At 63.7% G+C, this 21984-nt stretch carries 20 protein-coding genes; 17 read left to right on the top strand and 3 right to left on the bottom strand.

Annotation, left to right across the window (positions count from 1 at the left end; all coding sequences use genetic code 11):
- The first annotated feature begins 1 nt into the window (after position 1).
- The 15 genes from Q0949_RS13095 (at position 2) to Q0949_RS13025 (ending at position 17872) form a co-directional block, all read left to right on the top strand.
- Positions 2-1078 (top strand): ABC transporter ATP-binding protein, encoded by a 1077-nt coding sequence (locus Q0949_RS13095; RefSeq protein ID WP_299372896.1) that lies wholly within the window; start codon positions 2-4, stop codon positions 1076-1078.
- 2 nt (positions 1079-1080) lie between these two features.
- Positions 1081-3465, top strand: coding sequence for a glycoside hydrolase family 2 protein (locus Q0949_RS13090; RefSeq protein ID WP_299372893.1), 2385 nt, complete (start codon positions 1081-1083; stop codon positions 3463-3465).
- Positions 3466-3477: 12 nt separating this feature from the next.
- Positions 3478-4233 (top strand): sugar phosphate isomerase/epimerase, encoded by a 756-nt coding sequence (locus Q0949_RS13085; RefSeq protein WP_299372890.1) that lies wholly within the window; start codon positions 3478-3480, stop codon positions 4231-4233.
- A gap of 11 nt (positions 4234-4244) precedes the next feature.
- Entirely contained in the window at positions 4245-5369 is a 1125-nt protein-coding gene (locus tag Q0949_RS13080) for a Gfo/Idh/MocA family oxidoreductase (protein WP_299372887.1), read from the top strand.
- A 6-nt stretch (positions 5370-5375) separates the two neighbouring features.
- Positions 5376-6959 (top strand): glycoside hydrolase family 43 protein, encoded by a 1584-nt coding sequence (locus Q0949_RS13075; protein WP_299372884.1) that lies wholly within the window; start codon positions 5376-5378, stop codon positions 6957-6959.
- A gap of 185 nt (positions 6960-7144) precedes the next feature.
- A complete protein-coding gene (locus Q0949_RS13070) occupies positions 7145-8464 on the top strand; it encodes an extracellular solute-binding protein (protein WP_299372881.1) in 1320 nt (439 codons plus the stop codon).
- Positions 8465-8569: 105 nt separating this feature from the next.
- Positions 8570-9514, top strand: coding sequence for a sugar ABC transporter permease (locus Q0949_RS13065; protein ID WP_299372878.1), 945 nt, complete (start codon positions 8570-8572; stop codon positions 9512-9514).
- A gap of 106 nt (positions 9515-9620) precedes the next feature.
- Complete coding sequence (locus tag Q0949_RS13060) at positions 9621-10559, top strand: carbohydrate ABC transporter permease (RefSeq protein WP_299372875.1); 939 nt, start codon at positions 9621-9623, stop codon at positions 10557-10559.
- A gap of 52 nt (positions 10560-10611) precedes the next feature.
- Entirely contained in the window at positions 10612-10800 is a 189-nt protein-coding gene (locus Q0949_RS13055; protein WP_299144277.1) for a hypothetical protein, read from the top strand.
- A 4-nt stretch (positions 10801-10804) separates the two neighbouring features.
- Positions 10805-11902: an ABC transporter ATP-binding protein gene (locus Q0949_RS13050; RefSeq protein ID WP_299372872.1), complete on the top strand. Its 1098-nt coding sequence runs from the start codon at positions 10805-10807 to the stop codon at positions 11900-11902.
- Positions 11895-12890: an ABC transporter ATP-binding protein gene (locus tag Q0949_RS13045; protein ID WP_299372870.1), complete on the top strand. Its 996-nt coding sequence runs from the start codon at positions 11895-11897 to the stop codon at positions 12888-12890. Before Q0949_RS13050 ends, Q0949_RS13045 begins: the two co-directional genes overlap by 8 nt.
- 12 nt (positions 12891-12902) lie before the next feature.
- On the top strand, positions 12903-14528 hold the full coding sequence (locus Q0949_RS13040) for a dihydroxyacetone kinase subunit DhaK (RefSeq protein WP_299372868.1): 1626 nt from the start codon (positions 12903-12905) through the stop codon (positions 14526-14528).
- A 17-nt stretch (positions 14529-14545) separates the two neighbouring features.
- Positions 14546-15598 (top strand): LacI family DNA-binding transcriptional regulator, encoded by a 1053-nt coding sequence (locus Q0949_RS13035; protein ID WP_299372866.1) that lies wholly within the window; start codon positions 14546-14548, stop codon positions 15596-15598.
- Positions 15599-15626: 28 nt separating this feature from the next.
- Positions 15627-16682 carry a sugar phosphate isomerase/epimerase family protein gene (locus Q0949_RS13030; protein WP_299372863.1) on the top strand — a complete coding sequence of 352 codons (1056 nt, stop codon included), beginning with the start codon at positions 15627-15629 and terminating at the stop codon, positions 16680-16682.
- A 71-nt stretch (positions 16683-16753) separates the two neighbouring features.
- Positions 16754-17872, top strand: a complete 1119-nt coding sequence (locus Q0949_RS13025; protein ID WP_299372860.1) for a Gfo/Idh/MocA family oxidoreductase — start codon at positions 16754-16756, stop codon at positions 17870-17872.
- A gap of 6 nt (positions 17873-17878) precedes the next feature.
- Here the strand turns inward: Q0949_RS13025 and Q0949_RS13020 are convergent, their stop codons facing one another.
- Positions 17879-18478: an HD domain-containing protein gene (locus tag Q0949_RS13020; RefSeq protein ID WP_299372858.1), complete on the bottom strand. Its 600-nt coding sequence runs from the start codon at positions 18476-18478 to the stop codon at positions 17879-17881.
- A 137-nt stretch (positions 18479-18615) separates the two neighbouring features.
- Between Q0949_RS13020 and Q0949_RS13015 the strand changes: the two genes are divergently transcribed.
- Entirely contained in the window at positions 18616-19698 is a 1083-nt protein-coding gene (locus Q0949_RS13015) for an NAD(P)-dependent oxidoreductase (protein ID WP_299372855.1), read from the top strand.
- Entirely contained in the window at positions 19695-20168 is a 474-nt protein-coding gene (gene rraA, locus Q0949_RS13010) for a ribonuclease E activity regulator RraA (protein ID WP_299372852.1), read from the top strand. Before Q0949_RS13015 ends, rraA begins: the two co-directional genes overlap by 4 nt.
- Here rraA and iolB read toward each other — a convergent pair whose 3' ends face one another.
- Complete coding sequence (iolB, locus tag Q0949_RS13005; RefSeq protein ID WP_299372850.1) at positions 20169-20975, bottom strand: 5-deoxy-glucuronate isomerase; 807 nt, start codon at positions 20973-20975, stop codon at positions 20169-20171.
- Positions 20976-21001: 26 nt separating this feature from the next.
- A complete protein-coding gene (locus tag Q0949_RS13000; RefSeq protein ID WP_299372848.1) occupies positions 21002-21964 on the bottom strand; it encodes an aldo/keto reductase in 963 nt (320 codons plus the stop codon).
- Between the last annotated feature and the right edge of the window lie 20 nt (positions 21965-21984).

Raw genomic sequence — 21984 nt, 5'->3', positions numbered from 1 at the left:
CATGACTTCCGTACTTGTCAAAGACCTGACCCTGAAATTCGGCGCGCTGACCGTGCTGGACAACCTGACCATCGACATCCCCGAGGGCGAATTCCTTGTCCTGCTGGGGGCGTCGGGCTGTGGGAAATCCACGCTGCTCAACTGTATCGCGGGCCTGCTGGATCCCACGGATGGCGAGATCCACATCAACGACCGCAATGTCACCTGGGAGGAGCCGTCGGGCCGCGGCATCGGCATGGTGTTCCAGTCCTATGCGCTGTACCCGCAGATGACCGTGGCCGGGAACCTGTCATTCGGTCTGAAGAACGCGCGTATGCCCAAGGCAGAGATCGAGACACGCGTGGCCCGCGCTGCCGAGATCCTGCAAATAGAGCCGCTATTGGATCGCAAGCCCGCGGCCCTGTCGGGCGGTCAGCGTCAGCGGGTTGCCATTGGGCGCGCGCTGGTGCGGGATGTGGATGTGTTCCTGTTCGACGAGCCGTTGTCGAACCTCGATGCAAAGCTGCGCGCCGACCTGCGGGTCGAGATCAAGCGCCTGCACCACAACCTCAAGAACACAATGATCTACGTGACCCACGATCAGGTCGAGGCGATGACGTTGGCCGACCGGATCGCGATCATGAAAGGCGGGGTGATCCAGCAGCTGGACAGCCCGACCGAGATCTACAACCGCCCCGTCAACAAATACGTGGCCGGGTTCATCGGCAGCCCCGAGATCAACTTTTTCGAGGGCACGCTGGACGGTCAGACCTTTGTCACCGATGGGCATGAATTCCCGCTGGCGGGCTATGCGTTTCAGGGGCCGGTACCGACGAAGGGCGCCGCGTGGCTGGGCATCCGGCCCGAGCATATCGTGACGGGTGAGGCTGCGGCGTCACTGCCGGTGACGGCCGAGGCCGAGATCGACATCGTGGAGCCGATGGGGTCCGACACGCTGGCCTGGGCCAAGCTGGCGGGGCAGTCCGTGCGCATCCGTATGGATGGGCAGGCCGCCGTGCGCACCGGTGATCGCATCACCATCGGCTTTGACCCTGCGCGCGCGTCCCTGTTCGACCGGGCCAGCGAAGACCGTCTGTAACCATGATCGACCTCGCAGGACTTTGGCATCTGACCGATGCGGCAGGTGACTATGCCGCCCCCATGCCGCTGCCCGGCGACGGGATCAGCGCGCTACGGGATGCGGGCCTGATCCCCGACCCGTATGTGGGTCGGAACGAATATGATCTGCGCTGGATCTGCGAACGGGATTGGGTGGCGACAAGGACGTTTGAGGCCGAGGAGACGGATGCCGAGTTGGTGATCGAGATGCTCGATACGGTCGCGGAGGTTACGATCAACGGGGTGTCTGTGTTGCGCGCTGACAGCATGTTTCGCACCCACCGTGTGGATGCAAGCGGCGCTTTGCGGCGGGGTGAAAACACCATCGCGATCCGCTTTGCGTCCCCGGTGGCGGAGGCAACAGCGCGCGCGGAGGCGCAACCATTTCCCGTTCCGTTTCAACGGGACAACTGCCCGATCCCGCACGGCAACATGCTGCGCAAACCGGAATGTGATTTCGGCTGGGACTGGAACATCGCGCTGGCCCCCTTTGGCGTCTATGGGGCGATCCGGTTGGAGCCGAAAGTCGCCCGCATTGCCGATCTGATCGTGGAACAGGTGCACGGCGATGGGGCGGTAACTGTCACCGTCACCGCCCGGACCGACCGCGCGACGGACGGCACGCCCGTCACCTTTGCGCTGGCGGGCCAGGAGGTGCGGGCAGAGGTGCAAAATGGCATCGCCGTGGCAACCATAGAGATCGACGCGCCGGACCTGTGGTGGCCTGTTGGTCAGGGGGCGCAGCCGCTCTACACACTCACCGTCGCCCTGCCCGGCCACAGCACCACGCGGCGCATCGGGTTGCGTGACATCGCGCTGATCACCGCGCCGGATGACACGGGCAGCGGGTTCGCCTTTCACGTCAACGGACGGCCTGTGTTCATGAAGGGCGCGAACTGGATACCGGCGGATGCGCTGGGGTCGGCCATCACGCCCGACACCGTGCGCGACCTGCTGCAATCGGCGGTCGATGCCAATATGAACATGATCCGCGTCTGGGGCGGTGGCCGGTACGAGCCGGACTGGTTCTATGACATCTGCGATGAACTGGGCCTCATGGTCTGGCATGATTTCATGTTCGCCTGCCACCTTTACCCGTCTGATGACGCGTTTCTGGCCGAGGTGGACGCAGAGGTCCGCGCACAAGTCGCGCGCCTCAACCACCATGCCTGCATCGCGCTGTGGTGCGGCGACAACGAACTTTTGGGCGCGCTGACCTGGTACGAGGAAAGCCGCGCCAACCGCGATACCTACCTTGTGGCCTATGACCGGCTGAACCGCACGATCGAGACCGCGCTGCGCGCCACCGCCCCAACTACGAACTGGTGGCCATCAAGCCCGTCGCCCGGGCCCATGCGCTTTGGTGATGCGTGGCATGACGACCGGTCGGGCGACATGCATTTCTGGTCCGTCTGGCACGAGGGCCGTGATTTCGACCATTACCGCGACGTATCCCCGCGCTTTTGTTCAGAGTTCGGGTTTCAATCCTATCCGTCCATGGACGTCATCCGCCGCTTTGCCGATCCGGGGGATTTCAATATCGCCGCCCCGGTGATGGAGAGCCACCAGAAGAACGCAGGCGGCAATGCGCGCATCGCCGAGACGATGTTCCGCTATTTCCGCTTTCCGGTGGATTTCGAGAATTTCGTGTACCTCAGCCAGGTGCAGCAGGGGCTGGCCATCAAAACCGCCGTCACCCATTGGCGCAGCCTGAAGCCCCACTGCATGGGCACGCTGATCTGGCAGTTGAACGACACCTGGCCGGTCTGTTCGTGGTCGTCGCTGGATCATGGCGGGGGCTGGAAGCTCTTGCACCATATGGCGCGGCGTTTCCACGCGCCGGTTTATGTCAGTGCGGTGCCGCGAGCGGACGGGATCGAATTGCGCGCGGTCAATGACGGTGCGGTGCCTGTGGCGCTGACGCTGACGGCTTTTGCGGTGACGATGGACGGCGCGCGGCGCGATCTGGGCACGTTTGCCGACACGGTTGGCGCGGATGCGGCCAAGCCCTTTGGCACTGTGCAGGTCCGCGCGGGCGAGATGCTGGTCTTTGACTGGGTCACGCCGGACGGCTTGCAGGGACGCGACCATTTCGCGCCGCAGCCCTATAAATCCTACGATCTGCGCCCGCCGGAACTGGACATGCGCGTCACCGACACCGACGCGGGCCAGCGTATCACGCTGACCGCGCGGGCGCTTGGCCTATACGTCGTGGTCGAGGCGGATCAGCCGGGGCGGTTTTCCGATAATGCCGTGACCATTCTGCCCGACCAGCCCGTGACCCTGCATTTCACACCTGCGGATGCGGGCGGGCCACGCCCCGCCTTTGTCCTCCGCGACCTTCATTCCGCCACCTATTCCACTTGAAAGGGCCCTGCCATGACTGCCTTCTCCTATCAGCTTTACAGCTCCCGCAATTTTGAGCCGCTTGGCGAAACGCTGTCGATGCTGGCGGGTCTGGGCTATGCCCAGGTCGAAGGGTACGGCGCGCTGCTGGCCGATCCGGCCGCCATTGACGCGTTGGAGGCGGGGCTGCGCGCCACCGGGCTGGCGATGCCCACGAGCCATGTGGGTCTGGACATGATCGAAGCCGACCCCGCAGCCGTGGGGGCCATTGCAGGGCGGTTGGGCATGAAAACGGCGATCGTGCCTTTTATCATGCCCGACGCGCGACCCACCGATGCCGCAGGCTGGGCCGCGTATGGCGCAGGGTTGGAAAAGGCCGCTGCGGCCCTCAAGGGTCACGGGCTTGGCCTTGGCTATCACAACCATGATTTCGAATATGCGGCCCTGGCGGATGGCAGCCTGCCGATTGATCATATCCTCGGCAATGCGCCATCGGTGGCCTATGAATTCGACGTAGCCTGGGCGGTACGCGCAGGCGTCGACCCGATGGACAGCATCCGCAGCTATGGCCCGCGCATCCTGTCGGCGCACCTCAAGGACATCGCGCCCGCCGGCGAGAACACGGACGAGGACGGCTGGGCCGATGTGGGGCATGGCACGATGGATTGGCCCACGCTCTTTGGCGCACTCAAGGACGCGGGCACCACCTATTTCGTGATGGAGCATGACAACCCGTCCAGCCACCTGCGGTTCGCCTCGCGCGCGCTGGCGGCGGCACAATCGTTCTGAAGGAGCATATCATGCAAGGCATTGGCATCATTGGCTGCGGCAACATCTCGACCGCCTATCTGCGGCTCGCGCCCCTGTTCAAAGGGCTCGAGGTGCGCGCGGTCGCCGACATGAACCCGGAGGCCGCTCGCGCACGTGCGGCAGAGTTCGACGTGCGGGCCGAGACGGTCGCCGGGCTGCTGGGCGCGGACGACATCGACATCATCGTGAACCTGACCATTCCGGATGCGCATTTCAGCGTGACCAAGAGCATCCTGGAGGCGGGCAAGCACGCCTATACCGAAAAGCCCATCGTGCTGACGCTGGCCGAGGGCGAGGAGTTGCGCGCGCTGGCCGACGCAAACGGGCTGCGCATCGGATCGGCCCCCGACACGTTCCTGGGCGGTGCGCATCAGGCCGCGCGGCAGGCCATTGACGCGGGCCGGATCGGCAAGGTCATCGCAGGCACCGCCCATGTCATGTCGCATGGGATGGAGTATTGGCACCCCAACCCCGATTTCTTCTTTCTACCCGGCGCGGGGCCGATGCTGGACATCGGGCCCTATTACGTCACCAACCTGATCCAGCTGTTGGGGCCGGTGCGGCGGGTCAGCGCGCTGACCTCGATGGCGTCGGACACCCGCACCATCCTGTCCGAGCCGCGCAAGGGCGAGGTCATCCCGGTCAAGACACCAACAAACATCCACGCGCTGCTGGATTTCGTGTCGGGGGCCACCATCACCCTGTCCACATCCTGGGATGTCTGGGCGCATCGGCACGGGCATATGGAGCTTTATGGCGCTGATGGCACGATGTTTCTGCCCGATCCGAACTGGTTCTCGGGCACTGTCGAGGTGACGGGGGCCGATGGCGCGACCACGACGCTGGATACCGCATCGCACCCGCTGGGCGTGCCCAATCAGGACCATGGCGGCACGCCCATGGCAAACTACCGCACTGCCGGTCTGGCCGAGATGGCCGTGGCGATGAACGAAGGCCGCCCGCACCGCTGCGCGCTGGAACTGGCCATTCACGCCGTAGACGTCATGACCTCCATCCTGACCGCCGGGGAAAAGGGAGAGGTCGTGACGCTGACCACCACTTGCGACCGCCCTGCCCCCCTGCCCGCCGATGCCGCGCAGGCGTTGCTGGTCTAAGCCGCAATGATCCGCAATCCGATCCTGCCAGGCTTCAACCCCGACCCGTCGATCTGCCGAGTCGGGGAAGACTATTACATCGCGACATCCACCTTTGAATGGTATCCGGGCGTCCAGATCCACCACTCACGCGACCTTGCCAACTGGACGCTGGCGACGCGACCCCTGACACGGGCCGCGCAGCTGGATATGCGAGGCAATCCAGACAGTTGCGGCATCTGGGCCCCCTGCCTCAGCCATGCTGATGGGCTGTTCTGGCTGGTCTATACGGATGTCAAACGGCTGGACGGGGCGTTCAAGGACGCGCACAACTATGTCGTGACCGCGCCCGCGATCGAAGGCCCCTGGTCGGACCCGATCTATGTCAATTCCTCCGGCTTTGATCCGTCGCTGTTTCACGACGCGGACGGGCGCAAATACTTTATGAACGTCCGCTGGAACCACCGGGGCAAGGGCACGGGCGGCAACCCGGTGCACGCCTCCTTTGACGGGATCCTGTTGCAGGAATGGTCACCGGACGCAGGGCTGACCGGGCCGGTGCGCAACATCTTTGACGGCACGGCACGGGGGTTGACCGAGGCGCCGCATATCTTTGAACGCGACGGCTGGTATTACCTGACCACGGCCGAGGGCGGCACCGGATATGACCACGCCGTCACCACCGCCCGCGCGCGCGACATCTGGGGGCCGTACGAGGTACAACCCGGCGATCACCTGATGAGCTGTCAGGGCGCGCCGGACCATCCCGTCCAGCGCAGCGGCCACGGTCAATATGTCGAGGCCCCGGACGGCACCGGCTACCACACCTTTCTGATGGGCCGACCCCTGCCGGGGGCATTCTGCCCGATGGGCCGGGAGACGGGCATCGAGCGCGTGGTCTGGCGCGACGGCTGGCCGGTGCTGGAGGCAGGCGGGATCCTGCCCCGTGCCGAGGTCCCGCATGTGGCAGAGACCCAGCCTGGCGGGCCGGTGGCCTATGACCTGACAACCGGCTCCCTGCCAAAGGATTTCCAATGGCTGCGCACCCCTGACCGCGCCCGCATTTTCAGGCCTACGCAGTCCGGGCTGGTTCTGATCGGGCGCGAAAGCATCGGCAGCTGGTTTGAACAGGCGCTGGTGGCGCGGCGGCAGGAGCACGCGGCCTATACCGCCACCACGACGCTGGACTTTGCCCCCGACACCTACCAGCAGGCGGCGGGCCTCACGACATACTACAACCGATCAAAGTTCCACGCAGTGATGATCACCCATGAGTCGGGCACGGGGCGCACGCTGACCATCCTGTCCTGCCCCGGCGACTGGCCCGAAGGCGCGCTGACCCACCCCGTGGATCCCGTCCCGCTGGCCGACGGGCCGGTCGACCTGCGGGTTCAAGTCGATCACGCCCGGCAACAGTTTTTCTGGAAGCAGTCGGGCGACTGGACCCCGATCGGCCCGGCCCTCGATGCTTCGGTGATCTCCGACGAAGGCGGTCGCGGCGAGCACGCAAGTTTTACCGGCGCCTTTGTCGGCATGGCCGCCTTTGACACCTCAGGTGCTGCACGATCGGCAAACTTCACCACATTTACCTATGCGCCCGGACCAGAATGATGAGACGTCGTATCAAAAAAATATCGTTTCAGTAAAATATGTTACGTGATTGCAAGCTGAAAAATGAGGTGCGCACCTCAAAAATGAGTAGACGTGAGGTGCGCACCTCAAATAGCGTTAACCTGTCTATTCGACGATTCGGCAAAACATTCAAAACAGCCGATTTCAAACTGGGAGGAACATCCATGAAGACCTTTAAACTGGCATCCGTCAGTGCGCTCAGCCTTGTGGCCGCGTCCATGGCAAGCACCGCACAGGCCGATGACCTGACCCTGTGCTGGGCCGCCTGGGACCCCGCAAACGCACTGGTCGAATTGTCCAAGGAATTCGAAGAACAATCCGGCCATTCCATGAGCTTCGAGTTCATCCCATGGCCCAATTTCGCCGACCGGATGCTGAACGAGCTGAACTCGGGCGGCAAGCTCTGCGACCTGCTGATCGGCGACAGCCAATGGATCGGCGGCGGCGCGGAAAACGGCCACTACGTGAAACTGAACGACTTCTTTGACGCCGAAGGCATCAGCATGGACGACTTCGCCGAGGCGACGGTCTATGCCTATTCCACATGGCCCAAGGGCACGCCGAACTATTACGCCCTGCCCGCCATGGGCGACGCAAACGGCTGGTTCTACCGCAAGGACTGGTTTGGCCGTGAAGACATCCAGGCCGCCTATAAAGAGGCCACAGGCCAAGACCTGCGCGAGCCGCAAAGCCAGAAAGAGTTGCTGCAAATCGCCCAGTTCTTCCAGGAGCGCGAGATTGACGGCCAGACCGTCTATGGCGCCTCGATCTTTACCGAGCGCGGCTCCGAAGGCATCACGATGGGTGTGACATCCGCGCTCTATCCGTGGGGTTTCAAATACGAGAACACGCCCGGCTCCTACGACATGGACGGCGCTGTGAACTCGCCCGAAGCGGTCGAAGCGCTTGAATTCTATAAAGAGTTCTACGAAACAGCGACACCGCCCGGTTACACCAACTCCTATATGGGTGAGAGCCTGGACGCGTTCAAATCCGGTCAGGTCGCCATGGCGATGAACTGGTTCGCGTTCTTCCCCGGCCTTTATGCCGATCCCAACACCGGTGGCGACAAGATCGACTTCTTCGTGAACCCACCGCAAAATCAGGCCGGCTCCACGCTGGGCGGTCAGGGCATCTCGGTCGTGGCCTACTCGGACAAGCAGGACGCCGCACTTGAGTACATCAAGTGGTTCGCCAACCCCGATGTTCAGGCCAAGTGGTGGTCGCTGGGCGGCTATTCGGCGCACAACTCGGTGCTGAACGACCCCGGCTTCAAGGACAGCGCACCGTTCGCCGGTGACTTCCTCGAGGCGATGGGTGGCGTGCAGGACTTCTGGCAGGAGCCGGCCTATGCCGAACTGCTGCTGGCGATGCAGAAACGCCTGCACGACTACATCGTGGCCGACCAGGGCACGGCGCAAGAAGCACTCGACAAGCTGGTCGAGGACTGGACCGAAGTCTTCGAAGACGAAGGCAAGCTCTGAGCCAGACAAGGGTGGGCAGATTGCCCACCCTACCCCCTGAAACACCCGATCCCGTAGGGTGCGCCGTCCCGGCGCACCACACCCCCACTTTGCCCGATGGTGCCCATGCCCCAAGATCCCGCCACAATAGCCGCCAGCGCCACACCACCCCGTGTCGCGCGCAAGATCAAAGGCCTCAGTGACCGCGCCATCGCGTGGATCTTTGTCGGTCCCACCATCTTCCTGCTGCTCGCAATCAACATCTTCCCGTTGATCTGGACGATCCGTCTGTCATTCACGAACTTCAAGGCGAACCGCAACCGCGAGGTCGAGTGGATCGGCACCCGCAATTACGAGCGCATCCTGACCGACAGCGATATCTGGCTGAACATGCAGGCCACGGCGCATTTCCTGTTCTGGACGATCTTCTTTCAGGTCCTGATCGGCTTTACCCTAGCCTACCTGATCAACAAGAAGTTCAAGGGCAACGACCTGTGGACCACGATCATCGTGCTGCCCATGATGCTGTCGCCTGCCGTGGTCGGGAATTTCTGGAAATTCCTCTACCAGCCGCAAATCGGCCTCTTCAACTACATCGTCGCCTTCTTCACGGGCAAGGATCCCTCCAGCTTTGAGATGCTCGGTTCGGTCCAGCTTGCTCCGTGGTCCATCGTGATTGTGGACACATGGATGTGGACGCCTTTCGTGATGCTGATCTGTCTTGCGGGGCTGCGTTCCATCCCCGACTACATCTACGAGGCCGCAGAGGTCGACCGCGCCTCCAAGCTGCGCCAGTTCTTCACGATCACCATCCCCATGGTGCTGCCCTTCCTGATGCTCGCCGTCCTCTTCCGGGGGATCGAGAACTTCAAGATGTTTGACCTCGTGGTGCAACTCACCGGCGGCGGCCCCGGCTCAACCACCGAACTCACCTCGATCAACCTCAAACGCGAGGCGTTCGAGAAATGGCGCACCGGCTACGCCAGCGCCTACGCCATCATCCTCTTTGTCACCGTCTTTGGCCTGGCCAGCATCTACGTCAAGGCTCTGAACAAGGTCAAAGAACGATGACCAACCCCACCCTTCCTTTCGCACCAAATACCTTCGGGGGACGCGCGCCAGCGCGGGGGGCAGACAGCCCCCACCCTACGGCCCGCCCAGCAGAAAGACGCCCACAATGAGCAGCTTTTCCGTCACCGAACCGACCAAACGCACCAAGTGGTTCGCCGGCACAATGGTCATCGTCTATGCGCTGATCACCATGCTGCCGCTGGCCTGGATCATGATGACCGGGTTCAAATCCCCCGCCGACGCCATCAGCTACCCGCCCAAGGTGGTGTTCGAACCCACGCTCGAAGGCTACGTGAACCTCTTCACCACACGCACCCGGCAGACGGAGGAATTCCTCGCCGCCAACCCGCCCGAAACCTGGTACGAGGAGATTGTGCGCGAATACGACATGGTCATCGCAGGCCCCTCGAAATTCGGCGAACGCTTCCTAAACTCGGTGATCATCGGCTTCGGCTCAACCTTCCTCAGCATCGTCCTCGGCACCCTCGCCGCCTACGCCTTTTCACGGTTCAAGATCCCGCTGGCCGATGACCTGCTGTTCTTCATCCTCAGCACGCGGATGATGCCGCCCATCGCCGTGGCCATCCCGATATTCCTGATGTACCGGCAACTGGGTCTGTCAGACACACATCTGGGCATGATCCTGCTTTACACGGCCGTCAACATTTCGCTCGCGGTCTGGCTGCTCAAAGGGTTCATCGACGAAATCCCCCGCGAATACGAAGAGGCGGCCCTGATCGACGGCTACACTCGGTTCCAGGCCTTCTACAAGGTCGTCCTGCCCCAGGCAGCCACCGGCATCGCGTCCACCGCGATCTTCTGCCTGATCTTTGCCTGGAACGAATACGCCTTCGCCGTCCTGCTCACCTCCGGCACGGCCCAGACCGCACCGCCCTTCATCCCGACCATCATCGGCGTGGGTGGCCTCGACTGGCCCGCAGTGGCCGCTGGCGCCACGATCTTCCTGCTGCCGGTCATGATCTTCACCATCCTGCTGCGCAAACACCTGCTGCGGGGCATCACCTTCGGAGCGGTGCGCAAATGATCCCTTCATTGTTCCAAAAATATGCACATCCCACCCTGTCGGAGGCGCTGACATGAGCAATTTCTTCACCGGTCTCCTGCGCCTCAAGCGCGGCCCCTGGGAGATGCTGGCCACCATCCTGATCGGTCTTGGCGTCTTCATGCTGATGCAGCCCTTCGTGCTGTGGGCCTTTACCTATTCGTTCGTCACCACGCTCGTGGGCACGGTCATGTTCATCATCGTCTCTCATTTCAAGGACTGACCCAGTGGCGCAAATCATCATCAAGAATGTCCGCAAGGAATTCGGAGACTTCACCGCCGTGAAGGAATCGAGCTTTACCATCGAGGACGGCGAGTTCTTCATGCTGCTGGGTCCCTCGGGCTGCGGCAAGACCACGACCCTGCGCATGATCGCTGGGCTGGAACTGCCCACCAGCGGCAAGATCTATCTCGACGGCGAGGAAATCAGCCAGAAACCACCCAGCCAGCGCGACATCGCCTTTGTCTTCCAGATGTTCGCGCTCTACCCGCATATGAACGTGCGCAAGAACCTCAGCTACCCGCTGGTGAGCCAAGGCATGGCCCGGCGCGACGTCAAGGCCAAGGTCGAGGAGGTCGCGGGCATCCTCGGCATCACCGACATCCTGAACAAACCCGTGGGCGGCCTTTCGGGCGGTGACCGCCAGCGCGTGGCCCTGGGCCGCGCCATCGTGCGGGACCCCAAGGCGTTCATGATGGACGAACCGCTGGGCGCGCTCGATGCAGAGTTCCGCGAACACATGTCCGAAGAACTGCGTGCCCTGCACGACCGCATGGGCGCCACCACCGTCTATGTCACACATGATCAGCTCGAGGCGATGCAGATGGGCGACAAGATCGTCGTGATGAACAATGCCGTCGTCGAACAGTTCGGCACGCCACAAGAAATCTATGACAAACCCGCCACGATGTTCGTGGCCGACTTTATCGGATCGCCTTCCATGAACTTTCTCGATTTCAGCGGCAAGGTCGCGGATGGGGCCACCTCGGTCGACCTTGGCGGTCAGGCCCACGGCATCCCGCGCCAGATGCAAGGCGCGTCGGGTGATCTGGTCTTTGGCGTGAGGCCCGAACATATCAAGCTGTCCGATGATGGGGCGTACCGGGGCGAGATCCTTGCCACCGAATACCTTGGTACGACGCAGATCATCACCCTTGACACCCCTAACGGCGAAGCCAAGGCCCGCATCGACAGTGCGCAGGTGGCCAAGGTGGGCGAAAAGGTCGGGCTCAGCTTTGAAGCGCCCAAGGTCACGCTGTTTGACCGCGCGGGTGGACAGGCCTTGCGATCGGAACTGAATGACGGGGTGTTGTCCAATGGCTGAAGTCATCCTCAAGAACCTGAGCAAGTCATTTGGTGATCAGGTCGGTGTCGAAGATATCTCCATGACCATCCCCGACGGCGCATTTGTCGTGCTGCTTGGCCCCACCGGTGCGGGCAAGACCACGACGCTGCGCCTGATTTCGGGGCTGGAAAAGGCCGACCGGGGCGAGGTCTGGATCGGTGGCCGCAACGTGGCCAGTGAAACACCCGCCCAGCGCGATGTGGCGATGGTGTTCCAGCAATATTCGCTCTACCCCCACCTGACGGTGCGCGAAAATCTGGCCTTTCCGCTGAAATCCCCGATCCTGAAAACGCCAGCGGACGAGATCACGGCCAAAGTTGACGAGGTCGCCCGCGTGCTCCAGATCAGCCACAAGCTCGACAACAAGGCCACGGCCCTGTCGGGCGGCGAGATGCAGCGCGTGTCCATCGGCCGTGCGCTTGTGCGCGAGCCGTCGATCTACCTGATGGACGAACCGCTCAGCTCTCTGGATGCCAAACTCCGCACCGATCTGCGGGTGGAGCTGAAACGCATTCAGGCCAGCCTTGGCGCGACATTGCTCTATGTGACGCACGACCAGATCGAGGCCATGACCATGGCAACCCATGTGGGCGTGCTGAACGACGGGCACCTCGTGCAGTTCGGCACCCCGCGCGAAATCTATGAAAACCCCAACTCGCTTTATGTCGCCTCGCGCCTCGGGCTGCCACGGATCAACGTGCTGCCTGCGGATGTGTTTGGCGGTGTCCCCGCGGGGACAACCCAGATCGGTCTGCGCCCCGAACACATCCAGCAGGGCGAAGGACAGGAGGCACAGGTGCAACGGGTGGAGCATCTGGGCGACCAGAACCGCCTGCACCTGACCCTCAAGGGGCACCCGATCATCACCATCGCGGACCCCGCCACCGATTACCCAACCGGAACGACCCTGCGCATCGCGCCGAAAAACCCGCTGTGTTTTGACGCCGCAGGCAACCGCATTCGCTAAAGGAAAGACGCCATGCCCCAGTTTATCAATGCCAAGGACGCTCTGGTCACCGATGCGGTAGACGGTTTGCTGCACTGCTCGGGTGGTGCGCTGACGCGGCTGGACGGGTACCCGCATATCAAGGTCGTATGCCGCACCGATTGGGACAAATCCCGCGTGGCACTGATCTCGGGTGGTGGGTCGGGGCACGAACCGGCGCATGCAGGTTTCGTGGGCGCGGGCATGCTGACGGCAGCCGTGTGCGGAGAGGTCTTTGCCTCGCCGTCCGTCGACGCGGTGCTGGCGGGCATCCTGGCCGTCACCGGGCCTGCGGGCTGTTTGCTGATCGTCAAGAATTACACCGGGGACCGCCTGAACTTTGGCCTTGCCGCCGAACGCGCGCGGGCCTTTGGGCTGAATGTGTCGATGGTGGTGGTCGATGACGACATCGCCCTGCCCGACCTGCCACAGGCGCGGGGGGTGGCGGGCACCTTGTTCGTGCACAAGATCGCAGGTGCGCTGGCCGAAGATGGTGCCGATCTGGCCACCGTCACCGATGCCGCGCAAAAGGCCATTCGCCAAATGGCCTCGATCGGGACATCGCTTGATACCTGCACGGTGCCCGGATCGACCAAGGAAGACCGGATTGCCCCCGGCATGGCCGAGCTGGGCCTTGGCATTCACGGCGAGGCCGGCGTGCAGCAGGTCGCCTTTGAGGATGCCGCGACGGCCATGGATCTGGTGCTGGACAAGCTGGCGCCGCAAATGGCTGACGATGCGCATGTGGCGATCCTCAACAATCTTGGCGGCACCACGCCGCTGGAGATGAGCGTGCTGGCGCAGGCGCTTGCAACCTCGTCCAAGGCCGGGTCGATCACCCATGTGATCGGGCCCGCGCCGATGATGACCTCGCTGGATATGCACGGATTTTCGGTGTCGATCCTGCCGTTGGATTCGGACACTACCGATCTTCTGGCGCGGCCCGTGGCCCTTGCCGCTTGGCCGGGCGTGCAGGCCGTGGCACCGGTCAAGGTGCGCCCCCTGCCCGACGGGTTGAGCCCGATCAAACCCGTCCCCTCGGCCAAGCCCGAGACGCGGGCGCTGCTTGATGCTTGCTGTGATCTGCTGATCGCGGCGGAGGCGGACCTGAACGAGCTGGATGCCAAGTCGGGCGATGGCGACACCGGCAGCACGCTTGCCACTGCCGCGCGCGCGCTCAAGGGGGCGCTCGACACGCTGCCGCTGGCCGATCCCACCCAGCTTTTCCGCGCGGTAGGCAATGAGCTGAGCCAGACGATGGGCGGATCCTCCGGCGTGATCCTCGCCATCTTCTTTGGTGCCACGGGCGATGCCTGTGCCAATGGCAAACCGGTGACCAAGGCCCTTTTGGCCGGGCTGGACCGCATCAGCCAGGTGGGTGGTGCGGCCAAGGGCGACCGGACCATGATCGACGCGCTGGCCCCTGCACTGGCCGCCCTGCCGAACGGCGTGGACGCCGCGGCCAAGGCAGCGCGCGCAGGCGCTGACGCCACCGCACAGATGGGCCGCGCCAAGGCAGGCCGCGCCTCTTACGTGCCGTCCGAAAATCTGATCGGCAATATCGACCCTGGCGCCGAGGCGGTTGCCCGCCTCTTTGAAGGGTTGGCCAAACCCATGTGACAAAGCATAAGGCCCTGATGAAGCACGGACAGCCCCCTCTTTCGAATCCGACGATCAACGACATTGCGCGCGTTGCCGAAGTCAGCCTTGCCACGGTTGACCGGGTTCTGAACGCGCGCCCGGGTGTCCGCGAAGCGACGGTGAAAAAGGTCAACCGGGCGATTGCCGAACTGGGCTATGTGCGCGATGCGGCGGCGGCCAATCTCGCGCGGGGGCGGACCTATAATTTCGTTTTCATCCTGCCGTCGAACAAGAACGAATTCCTCAGCTCGCTCGAGGCGCAGATCGAACATCTGGGCCAGAGCATCCGGCACGAACGCACCCAGTTGACCTATGTGCGCGTCGCCGCCTTTGATCCCGTGGCGCTGGCCGAGGCGATTGACGCGATTGACACCGCAACCGTGGACGGCGTGGCCATTTTCGGCCCCGAAACCCCGTCCGTGCGCGACAGCATCGCATTGCTGCGCTCCCAAGGGGTGACCGTGGTATCGCTGGTGGCCGACATCCCCTCGTCCGAGCGGGACCACTATGTCGGCGTCGACAATATCGCAGCCGGTCGGACCGCGGCGCAACTGATGGGCAAGTTCATCGGCCAGCGCGAGGGCAAGATCCTCGTGCTGACGGGATCGATGCTGGCCCGTGATCACCTTGAGCGGCGGCTGGGCTTTGACGCGGTGATGACCCGCGACTTCCCGCATCTGGATGTGCTGGCCTCGCTTGAAGGGCGCGACGACCCGGACCTGATTGCGCGGCTCTTGCCGGACACGCTCGCCGACAATCCCAATATCATCGGCATCTATTCCTCGGCTGCGGGCAACGAAGGTCTGTTGCGGTTTTTCGCAAGCCGCACCGGTATGCCGCGCCCGGTCGTGGTGGCGCATGAGTTGACCCAGTTGTCGCGCGAGGCGCTGTCCAACGACGTGTTTGACGCGGTGATCAGTCAGGACACCGGGCATCTGGTGCGCAGCGCCGTGCGCATCATGCGCGCCAAGCGTGACCGCCTGCCGATCCAGACCGCGCAGGAACGCATTCGCATCGACGTCTATCTCAAGGAAAACATGCCGCCCTAGCGGCACCACCGATCAGGGAGGATCACTCATGAAAACCATCAAGGGACCGGCGCTGTTTCTGGCGCAATTCGCAGGCGACGACGCGCCGTTCAACAGCTGGGACAACATCACGAAATGGGCCGCCGACTGCGGCTACAAAGGCGTACAGGTGCCCAGCTGGGACGGTCGTCTGATCGATCTGGACGCCGCTGCGAGCAGCAAGGATTATTGCGACACGTTCAAGGGTCAGGCGGCGGAGAACGGGGTCGAGGTGACCGAACTGTCCACCCATTTGCAGGGCCAGCTGGTGGCGGTGCACCCGGCCTATGACGACGCCTTTGACGGGTTTGCAGCCCCCGAGGTGCGCGGCAATCCCAAAGCGCGGCAGGCCTGGGCCGTGGATCAGGTGAAAAAGGCGATCAGCGCGTCGGCCCATATGGGTATTGGCGCGCATGCGACGTTTTCGGGCGCGTTGGCCTGGCCCTATATCTATCCCTGGCCGCAGCGCCCTGCGGGTCTGGTCGAGACGGCCTTTGACGAATTGGCGGCGCGTTGGCGGCCCATCCTGGATCACGCCGAAGACAATGGCGTTGATATCTGCTACGAGATCCACCCCGGCGAGGATCTGCATGACGGTGTGACATTCGAGATGTTCCTGGAGCGGGTGGACAACCACGCGCGCTGCAACATGCTGTATGATCCCAGCCACTATGTGCTGCAATGCCTTGATTACCTTGACAATATCGACATCTACAAAGACCGGATCAGAATGTTCCACGTCAAGGATGCGGAGTTCAACCCGACAGGGCGGCAGGGCGTTTATTCAGGCTATCAGTCCTGGGTTGACCGCGCGGGCCGGTTCCGCAGCCTCGGCGACGGGCAGGTCGATTTCGGGGCAGTGTTCTCGAAAATGGCGGCGATTGATTTTGATGGCTGGGCGGTTGTGGAGTGGGAATGCTGCCTCAAGCATCCCGAGGACGGTGCCCGCGAAGGGGCGCAGTTTGTGTCCGATCACATCATCCGCGTGACCGAACGCGCCTTTGACGATTTTGCCGATGGGGGCACCGATGAGGCGGCAAATCGGAAGATGCTGGGGATCGGCTAGGTCGGGATCGCCTCCGGCGGGCATATTTTTGGAACAATGAAGGGCGGGGGCATCCCCGGAGAGGAGAAGTGATGGCACGTATCAAACTGGGCATGGTGGGGGGCGGCAATGATGCCTTTATCGGCGGGGTGCACCGCATTGCCGCGCGGATCGATGACCGGTTCGAGCTGGTGGCGGGGGCCTTGTCGTCGACGCCCGAGAAGGCGCGCGCCAGCGGTGAGGCGCTGGGGTTGCCGCGTATCTATGATGATTTCAAGGCGATGGCGATCCGTGAGGCGCGCCTGAAGGACGGGATCGAGGCGGTGAGCATCGTGACGCCCAATCACATGCACTATGCCGCCGCCAACGAGTTCCTGAAACGCGGAATCCACGTGATCTGTGACAAGCCGCTGACCTCGACACTGTCGGATGCGAAGAAGCTGGTGAAGGCGGTGGAGAAGTCGGACGCGCTGTTTGTGCTGACACACAATTACACCGGCTATCCCATGGTACGTCAGGCGCGCGAGATGGTGGCCGCCGGGGAGATTGGCACGGTGCGCGTGGTGCAGGTCGAGTATCCGCAGGACTGGCTGACAGTTGAGCAGGATTTCAAACAGGCGGAGTGGCGCACTGATCCGAAACGGTCGGGCGCGGGCGGGTCGACGGGTGACATCGGCACCCATGCGCACAACCTGGCCTGTTTTGTCACCGGCCTGACGGTCGAGGCGCTGGCCGCCGATCTGGATGCGTTTGTGCCGGGCCGGCAGGTGGATGACAACGGCCACGTGATGTTGCGCTTTGCCGGGGGGGCCAAGGGGATGCTGTGGTGCAGCCAGGTGGCGCCGGGCAATGAAAACGCGCTGCGGCTGCGGGTTTATGGCGACAAGGGCGGTCTGGAGTGGGCGCAGGAGGATCCGAACTACCTGTGGTACACGCCCTTTGGCGAACCCAAGCGGTTGATCACGCGCAACGGTGCGGGTGCCGGTGACGCCGCCGCCAAGATGAGCCGCATTCCGCCCGGCCACCCCGAGGGATATCTGGAAGGCTTTGCCAATATCTACAGCGAGGCGGCGGACGCCATTGAAGCCCATCGCAGCGGGGCCGCGTCCGATGCGATCTATCCCGACATCCAGGACGGATTACGGGGGGTGCAGTTCGTCGATGCCTGCGTCCGGTCCTCGGCGCGCAATGCGGCCTGGGTCACCTTGTAACCCGGCTCAGGCGGGCACGCCCAAAACCGTGCCCGCCTGCACCACATCGGGATCATAGGCGGGGCGCGCGAAGACCCTGCGCACCTCGTCTTCGAAACTGTCAAGCGGGTCCATGGAATAGTCTGGATCAAAGCTGGATTGATCCCACCGCTCGCAGAAATCCACGCAGGACTGGTAGTAGGGGCTGTCCTTGAATTGCGCGCGCAATTCGGGATCCCATCCGTAGTGGTGGGCATAGTAATACATCTGGAAGATACCGTGGTGTTCGACGGTCCAGGTGACCTCTTCGCGCAGGTAGGGGCGCAGGATCTCGGCGGCGAATTTGTCGTGGTTCTGTGGTGCCAGCCCGTCGCCGATGTCGTGCAGGAGGGCCGCCACTACCCAGTCTATATCCGCCCCGGCGCGGCGCGCGCGTGTCGCCGCCTGAAGCCCGTGTTCCAGTCGCGTGATGCGGTAGCCGCTGAGGGACGCCTCGGCCTGGCTGGCCAGTTCGCGCAGCAGCCTGTCGGCGGTGCCCGCGCGATGCACCTGTTCCAGCGCCTCGAGCATTTCGTACTCTTCGCGCGTGCCGTCCTTCATGGCGGTGAACTGGACTGTGTCGGTCATGGTGTGCCCTTGGAATAACTGGCGAGTGCTATCCCCTGCATATCCGCAAATCCGCGGATCGCAAACGGTCGGGTTGCGCCGCTTGACAGGGCGTGCGGGCGGGGAAACGGTGGGGGACGTCATCACAGGACCCTGCCATGCCGAAACCCACTGTCATTCTTGCCCCGCATTGGCGCGGCCTGACCGAGCTGTTCCGGGCGGAGGATCTGCGCGCGGTGCACGGAATGTGCGATGTGGTCTGGGGGCAAGATGCGCCGATCCCCGACGATGTGCTGGCCCGCGCGATGCCGCAGGCCGAGGTTCTGATTGCCGAGACGCCGAGGGTGACGGCGCAGACGCTTGCGCAGGCGCCACATCTGAAGATGGTGATCGAGGTGTCGGGAGCCTTTCCGGACACGATTGACTATGCCGCCTGTGCTGCGCGGGGCGTCGAGGTGCTGAGCTGTGCGCCCGGGTTCCGGCAATCGGTGGCCGAGATGGGGCTGGCCATGGCGCTGTCCACCGCGCGCGGGCTGGTGGCTGAGCACGAAGCGTTCCGTACGGGGGGCGAGGCGTGGCTGGCCGATCGTGAGGACCGGGATTTCACGCTTTTTGGTGCGCGGGTCGGGTTCGTGGGCTTTGGGCAGATCGCGCAAGAATTGACCCGGCTGTTGGCCCCGTTCGGGGTGCGGATCAGCGCCTATGACCCGTGGTTGCCTGCGGCGGTGGCGCAGGACTATGGGATCGCGCTGGCCGCGCTGGCGGACGTGCTGGAGGGGTCGCAGGTGCTTTTTGTCGCTGCCGTGCCCACATCCGAGAACCGGCATATGATCGATGCGCAGGCGCTGGCACGGATACCGCGCGGGGCGGTTCTGATCCTGCTCAGCCGGGCGCATCTGGTGGATTTCGATGCGCTGGGGGACGCGGTGACGCGCGGGCACATCCGGGCGGCGGTCGATGTGTTCCCGTCCGAGCCGCTGGCGGCGGATGACGCGCTGCGGCAGGCCCATGGCGTGATCCTGTCGCCGCACCGTGCCGCTGCGGTGCCCGGTGGGCGGCAATTGATCGGAGAGATGATCCGGGACGACATCCGCGCGATGATCGCGGGCGATCCCATGCGGCGGCTGGCGGTTGCGTCGCTGGCCGTGATCGACAAGCTGGCCGGGGCCACCGATGGGCAGGACGTAGCACAAATGGCACAGGCCCGCGATCCAGCCACACCCGGAGGAGACACCACATGAAAACCGCAGACCTGATTGACGATCATGCCGATGCGCTCAGCCTTGTGCACCTGCCTTTTCGCCGCTTTGGCCGCACGGGTTTCTGCGCAGGACCCGTGCAGACGGTCAGTTGCTATGAGGACAACGCCTTGCTGCGCGCAGAGCTGGAGACCGCCGGGGATGGCCGGGTGCTGGTGGTCGATGGCGGCGGCGCGACACGTGTGGCGCTGGTGGGGGATATGCTGGCGGGATTGGCGATTGCGAATGGCTGGGCCGGGCTGATCCTGAATGCCGCCATCCGCGACAGTGCCGAGATCGATGCAATGGACACGGTCGTCTTTGCCCTTGGCACCAGCCCGGTCAAAAGCAGCAAACGCGCTCGTGGTGCGGTCGGTGGTCCGGTCCGCTTTGGGGGCGTGACCTTTCAGCCCGGCGACTGGGTCTATGCCGATGCAGATGGTGTGTTGCACAGCACCCGGCAACTGATCTGATCAGCCGTCGCGTTCAAGGATCCACGCGACCTCGGGCGCGGGCACGAACCGCCATTTGCGCAAGGGTCCGGCCATTACGTTCAGATAATACATCTCGAACCCGTAAGGCGCGCCGCAAGGGTGGTGACCGCGCGGCACCAGCACCACGTCGCCATCGGACACGGCCATCGTCTCGTCCAGATCGCCATTGTCGGTATAGACCCGCTGGACGCCAAATCCGGTCTGCGGGTTCAGCCGGTGGTAATAGGTTTCCTCGAGATAGGTGATGCGGGGATAATCATCCTCGTCATGGCGGTGGCTGGGATAGCTGGACCAGTGGCCCGCGGGGGTGAACACCTCGGTCACCAGCAGGCTGTCGGCATAGTCCTCATGCTCCATCGCGATGTTGTTGATGTGGCGTGTATTGGTACCGGTGCCACGCTGGGTCAGCGTGATGCCGTCCGGCCCGATGCGGCGCGCGGGGTGGCCGCCGCGCCCCGGCGCGCTGCAGACGGCCAGGGTGCAATCCGTCTCGGCCCTTGCAGACCACGTGCTGTCGTTGGGCAGGTACAGCGCGTGGGGCGGCGTCTTTTCAAAGACGTCCATGCGGTCACCCAGCACGCCCCAATCCTCGCCCGCGCCGGTCAGGTGCGCCTTGCCCTCGACCATGACAAGGATGACTTCCCGGTCGCCCGTGGCCTCCGACACTTCTTCGCCCGCGCGCAGGCGGTAGAGGCCAAAGCCCACATAGCGCCACCCGGCCGAGGCGGGCGTGATGTCGTGCACCTTGCCGTGGGTGCCAAAGGGTTTTCTGAGCAGGTCTGGCATTGTCATGTCCTGTGGTTGGTGCGGGGCTAGCCCGGTTTGTAGACGCGGTTGGCCTCCGGGTCGGCATCGTCGAAGGGCAGCCCGCCCAGCGCGTCCCACGCGGCCGCCGGGATCTCTGCCGCGGCCCAGTCCAGCGTTTGCGCCACCCGTTCGGGGCTGGTCACCCCCACGATAGTGGATGTCACACGGCGATCACGCGCCGAAAATTGCAAGGCCGCGGCACCGGGGGCCACACCATGGGCGGCGCAGGTCTCTTCTATGGTGCGCACCGGGGCCAGTTGGGCCTCTGTCGCGGATTGGTAGGTGATCATCGGCATCGCCGCACTGCCCTTGGCCAGCACGCCGCCAGCATATGGGGCCGCGTTCAGCACTGCGATGCCGCGGGTTTGGGCGTGGTCGAACATCGCCGCGGCGGAGCGGTTGAGCAGGGTAAAGCGGTTGTGGCTGATGATCGCGTCAAAGGGGCGTTCTCGCAGGATCGGGAACATGATGTCGGTGCGCCCCATGGCCAGCCCCACCGCATCTGCGATGCCCTCGTCCTTGAGCTGAAAGAGCATGTCGAGCGCCCCGCCCTGCCCCGTGATCTCGCCCAGATCACGGGCATGTTCAGGATCGTGCAGATGCAACAGCTGCACCCGGTCCACGCCGAGGCGGGTCAGGCTTTCCTCGATGGAGCGGCGGACCCGGTCGGCATCCAGACGGCCGGTGTCCATGTCGCGGTCGATCTTGGTCGACAGGACGAACCCTTCCGGCACGCCGCCACGCGCGCGGATCGCGTCGCCGATGCGGGTTTCGCTGCGCCCAAAGCCATAGTTGTTGGACGTGTCCAGCATGTTGACGGGGCTGTCGAAAATCGCATCGAGCGTCGCGCGGGCCTGTGCCTCGGACACCTCATAGCCGTAGGTGTCGGGCATATTGCCCAGACCCGATGCGCCAAAGGCGATGGGTGTAACGCTGAGCCCGGTCTGTCCGAGGGGGATGGTCTGCATGGCGGTGTCCTTGGTTTCTA

It is taken from the genome of uncultured Tateyamaria sp. (assembly GCF_947487805.1).
Taxonomy (GTDB): domain Bacteria; phylum Pseudomonadota; class Alphaproteobacteria; order Rhodobacterales; family Rhodobacteraceae; genus Tateyamaria.
Note: the sequence above shows the minus strand (reverse complement) of the source record. Positions and strands in the feature narration are given on the sequence as shown.

Excerpts from the sequence above, each read along its gene's own strand:
- Q0949_RS13095 (WP_299372896.1), top strand. The coding sequence starts at position 2 with ATGACTTCCGTACTTGTCAAAGACCTGACCCTGAAATTCGGCGCGCTG.
- Q0949_RS13090 (WP_299372893.1), top strand. The coding sequence starts at position 1,081 with ATGATCGACCTCGCAGGACTTTGGCATCTGACCGATGCGGCAGGTGAC.
- Q0949_RS13085 (WP_299372890.1), top strand. The coding sequence starts at position 3,478 with ATGACTGCCTTCTCCTATCAGCTTTACAGCTCCCGCAATTTTGAGCCG.
- Q0949_RS13080 (WP_299372887.1), top strand. The coding sequence starts at position 4,245 with ATGCAAGGCATTGGCATCATTGGCTGCGGCAACATCTCGACCGCCTAT.
- Q0949_RS13075 (WP_299372884.1), top strand. The coding sequence starts at position 5,376 with ATGATCCGCAATCCGATCCTGCCAGGCTTCAACCCCGACCCGTCGATC.
- Q0949_RS13070 (WP_299372881.1), top strand. The coding sequence starts at position 7,145 with ATGAAGACCTTTAAACTGGCATCCGTCAGTGCGCTCAGCCTTGTGGCC.
- Q0949_RS13065 (WP_299372878.1), top strand. The coding sequence starts at position 8,570 with ATGCCCCAAGATCCCGCCACAATAGCCGCCAGCGCCACACCACCCCGT.
- Q0949_RS13060 (WP_299372875.1), top strand. The coding sequence starts at position 9,621 with ATGAGCAGCTTTTCCGTCACCGAACCGACCAAACGCACCAAGTGGTTC.
- Q0949_RS13055 (WP_299144277.1), top strand. The coding sequence starts at position 10,612 with ATGAGCAATTTCTTCACCGGTCTCCTGCGCCTCAAGCGCGGCCCCTGG.
- Q0949_RS13045 (WP_299372870.1), top strand. The coding sequence starts at position 11,895 with ATGGCTGAAGTCATCCTCAAGAACCTGAGCAAGTCATTTGGTGATCAG.
- Q0949_RS13040 (WP_299372868.1), top strand. The coding sequence starts at position 12,903 with ATGCCCCAGTTTATCAATGCCAAGGACGCTCTGGTCACCGATGCGGTA.
- Q0949_RS13035 (WP_299372866.1), top strand. The coding sequence starts at position 14,546 with ATGAAGCACGGACAGCCCCCTCTTTCGAATCCGACGATCAACGACATT.
- Q0949_RS13030 (WP_299372863.1), top strand. The coding sequence starts at position 15,627 with ATGAAAACCATCAAGGGACCGGCGCTGTTTCTGGCGCAATTCGCAGGC.
- Q0949_RS13025 (WP_299372860.1), top strand. The coding sequence starts at position 16,754 with ATGGCACGTATCAAACTGGGCATGGTGGGGGGCGGCAATGATGCCTTT.
- Q0949_RS13020 (WP_299372858.1), bottom strand. The coding sequence starts at position 18,478 with ATGACCGACACAGTCCAGTTCACCGCCATGAAGGACGGCACGCGCGAA.
- Q0949_RS13015 (WP_299372855.1), top strand. The coding sequence starts at position 18,616 with ATGCCGAAACCCACTGTCATTCTTGCCCCGCATTGGCGCGGCCTGACC.
- rraA (WP_299372852.1), top strand. The coding sequence starts at position 19,695 with ATGAAAACCGCAGACCTGATTGACGATCATGCCGATGCGCTCAGCCTT.
- iolB (WP_299372850.1), bottom strand. The coding sequence starts at position 20,975 with ATGCCAGACCTGCTCAGAAAACCCTTTGGCACCCACGGCAAGGTGCAC.
- Q0949_RS13000 (WP_299372848.1), bottom strand. The coding sequence starts at position 21,964 with ATGCAGACCATCCCCCTCGGACAGACCGGGCTCAGCGTTACACCCATC.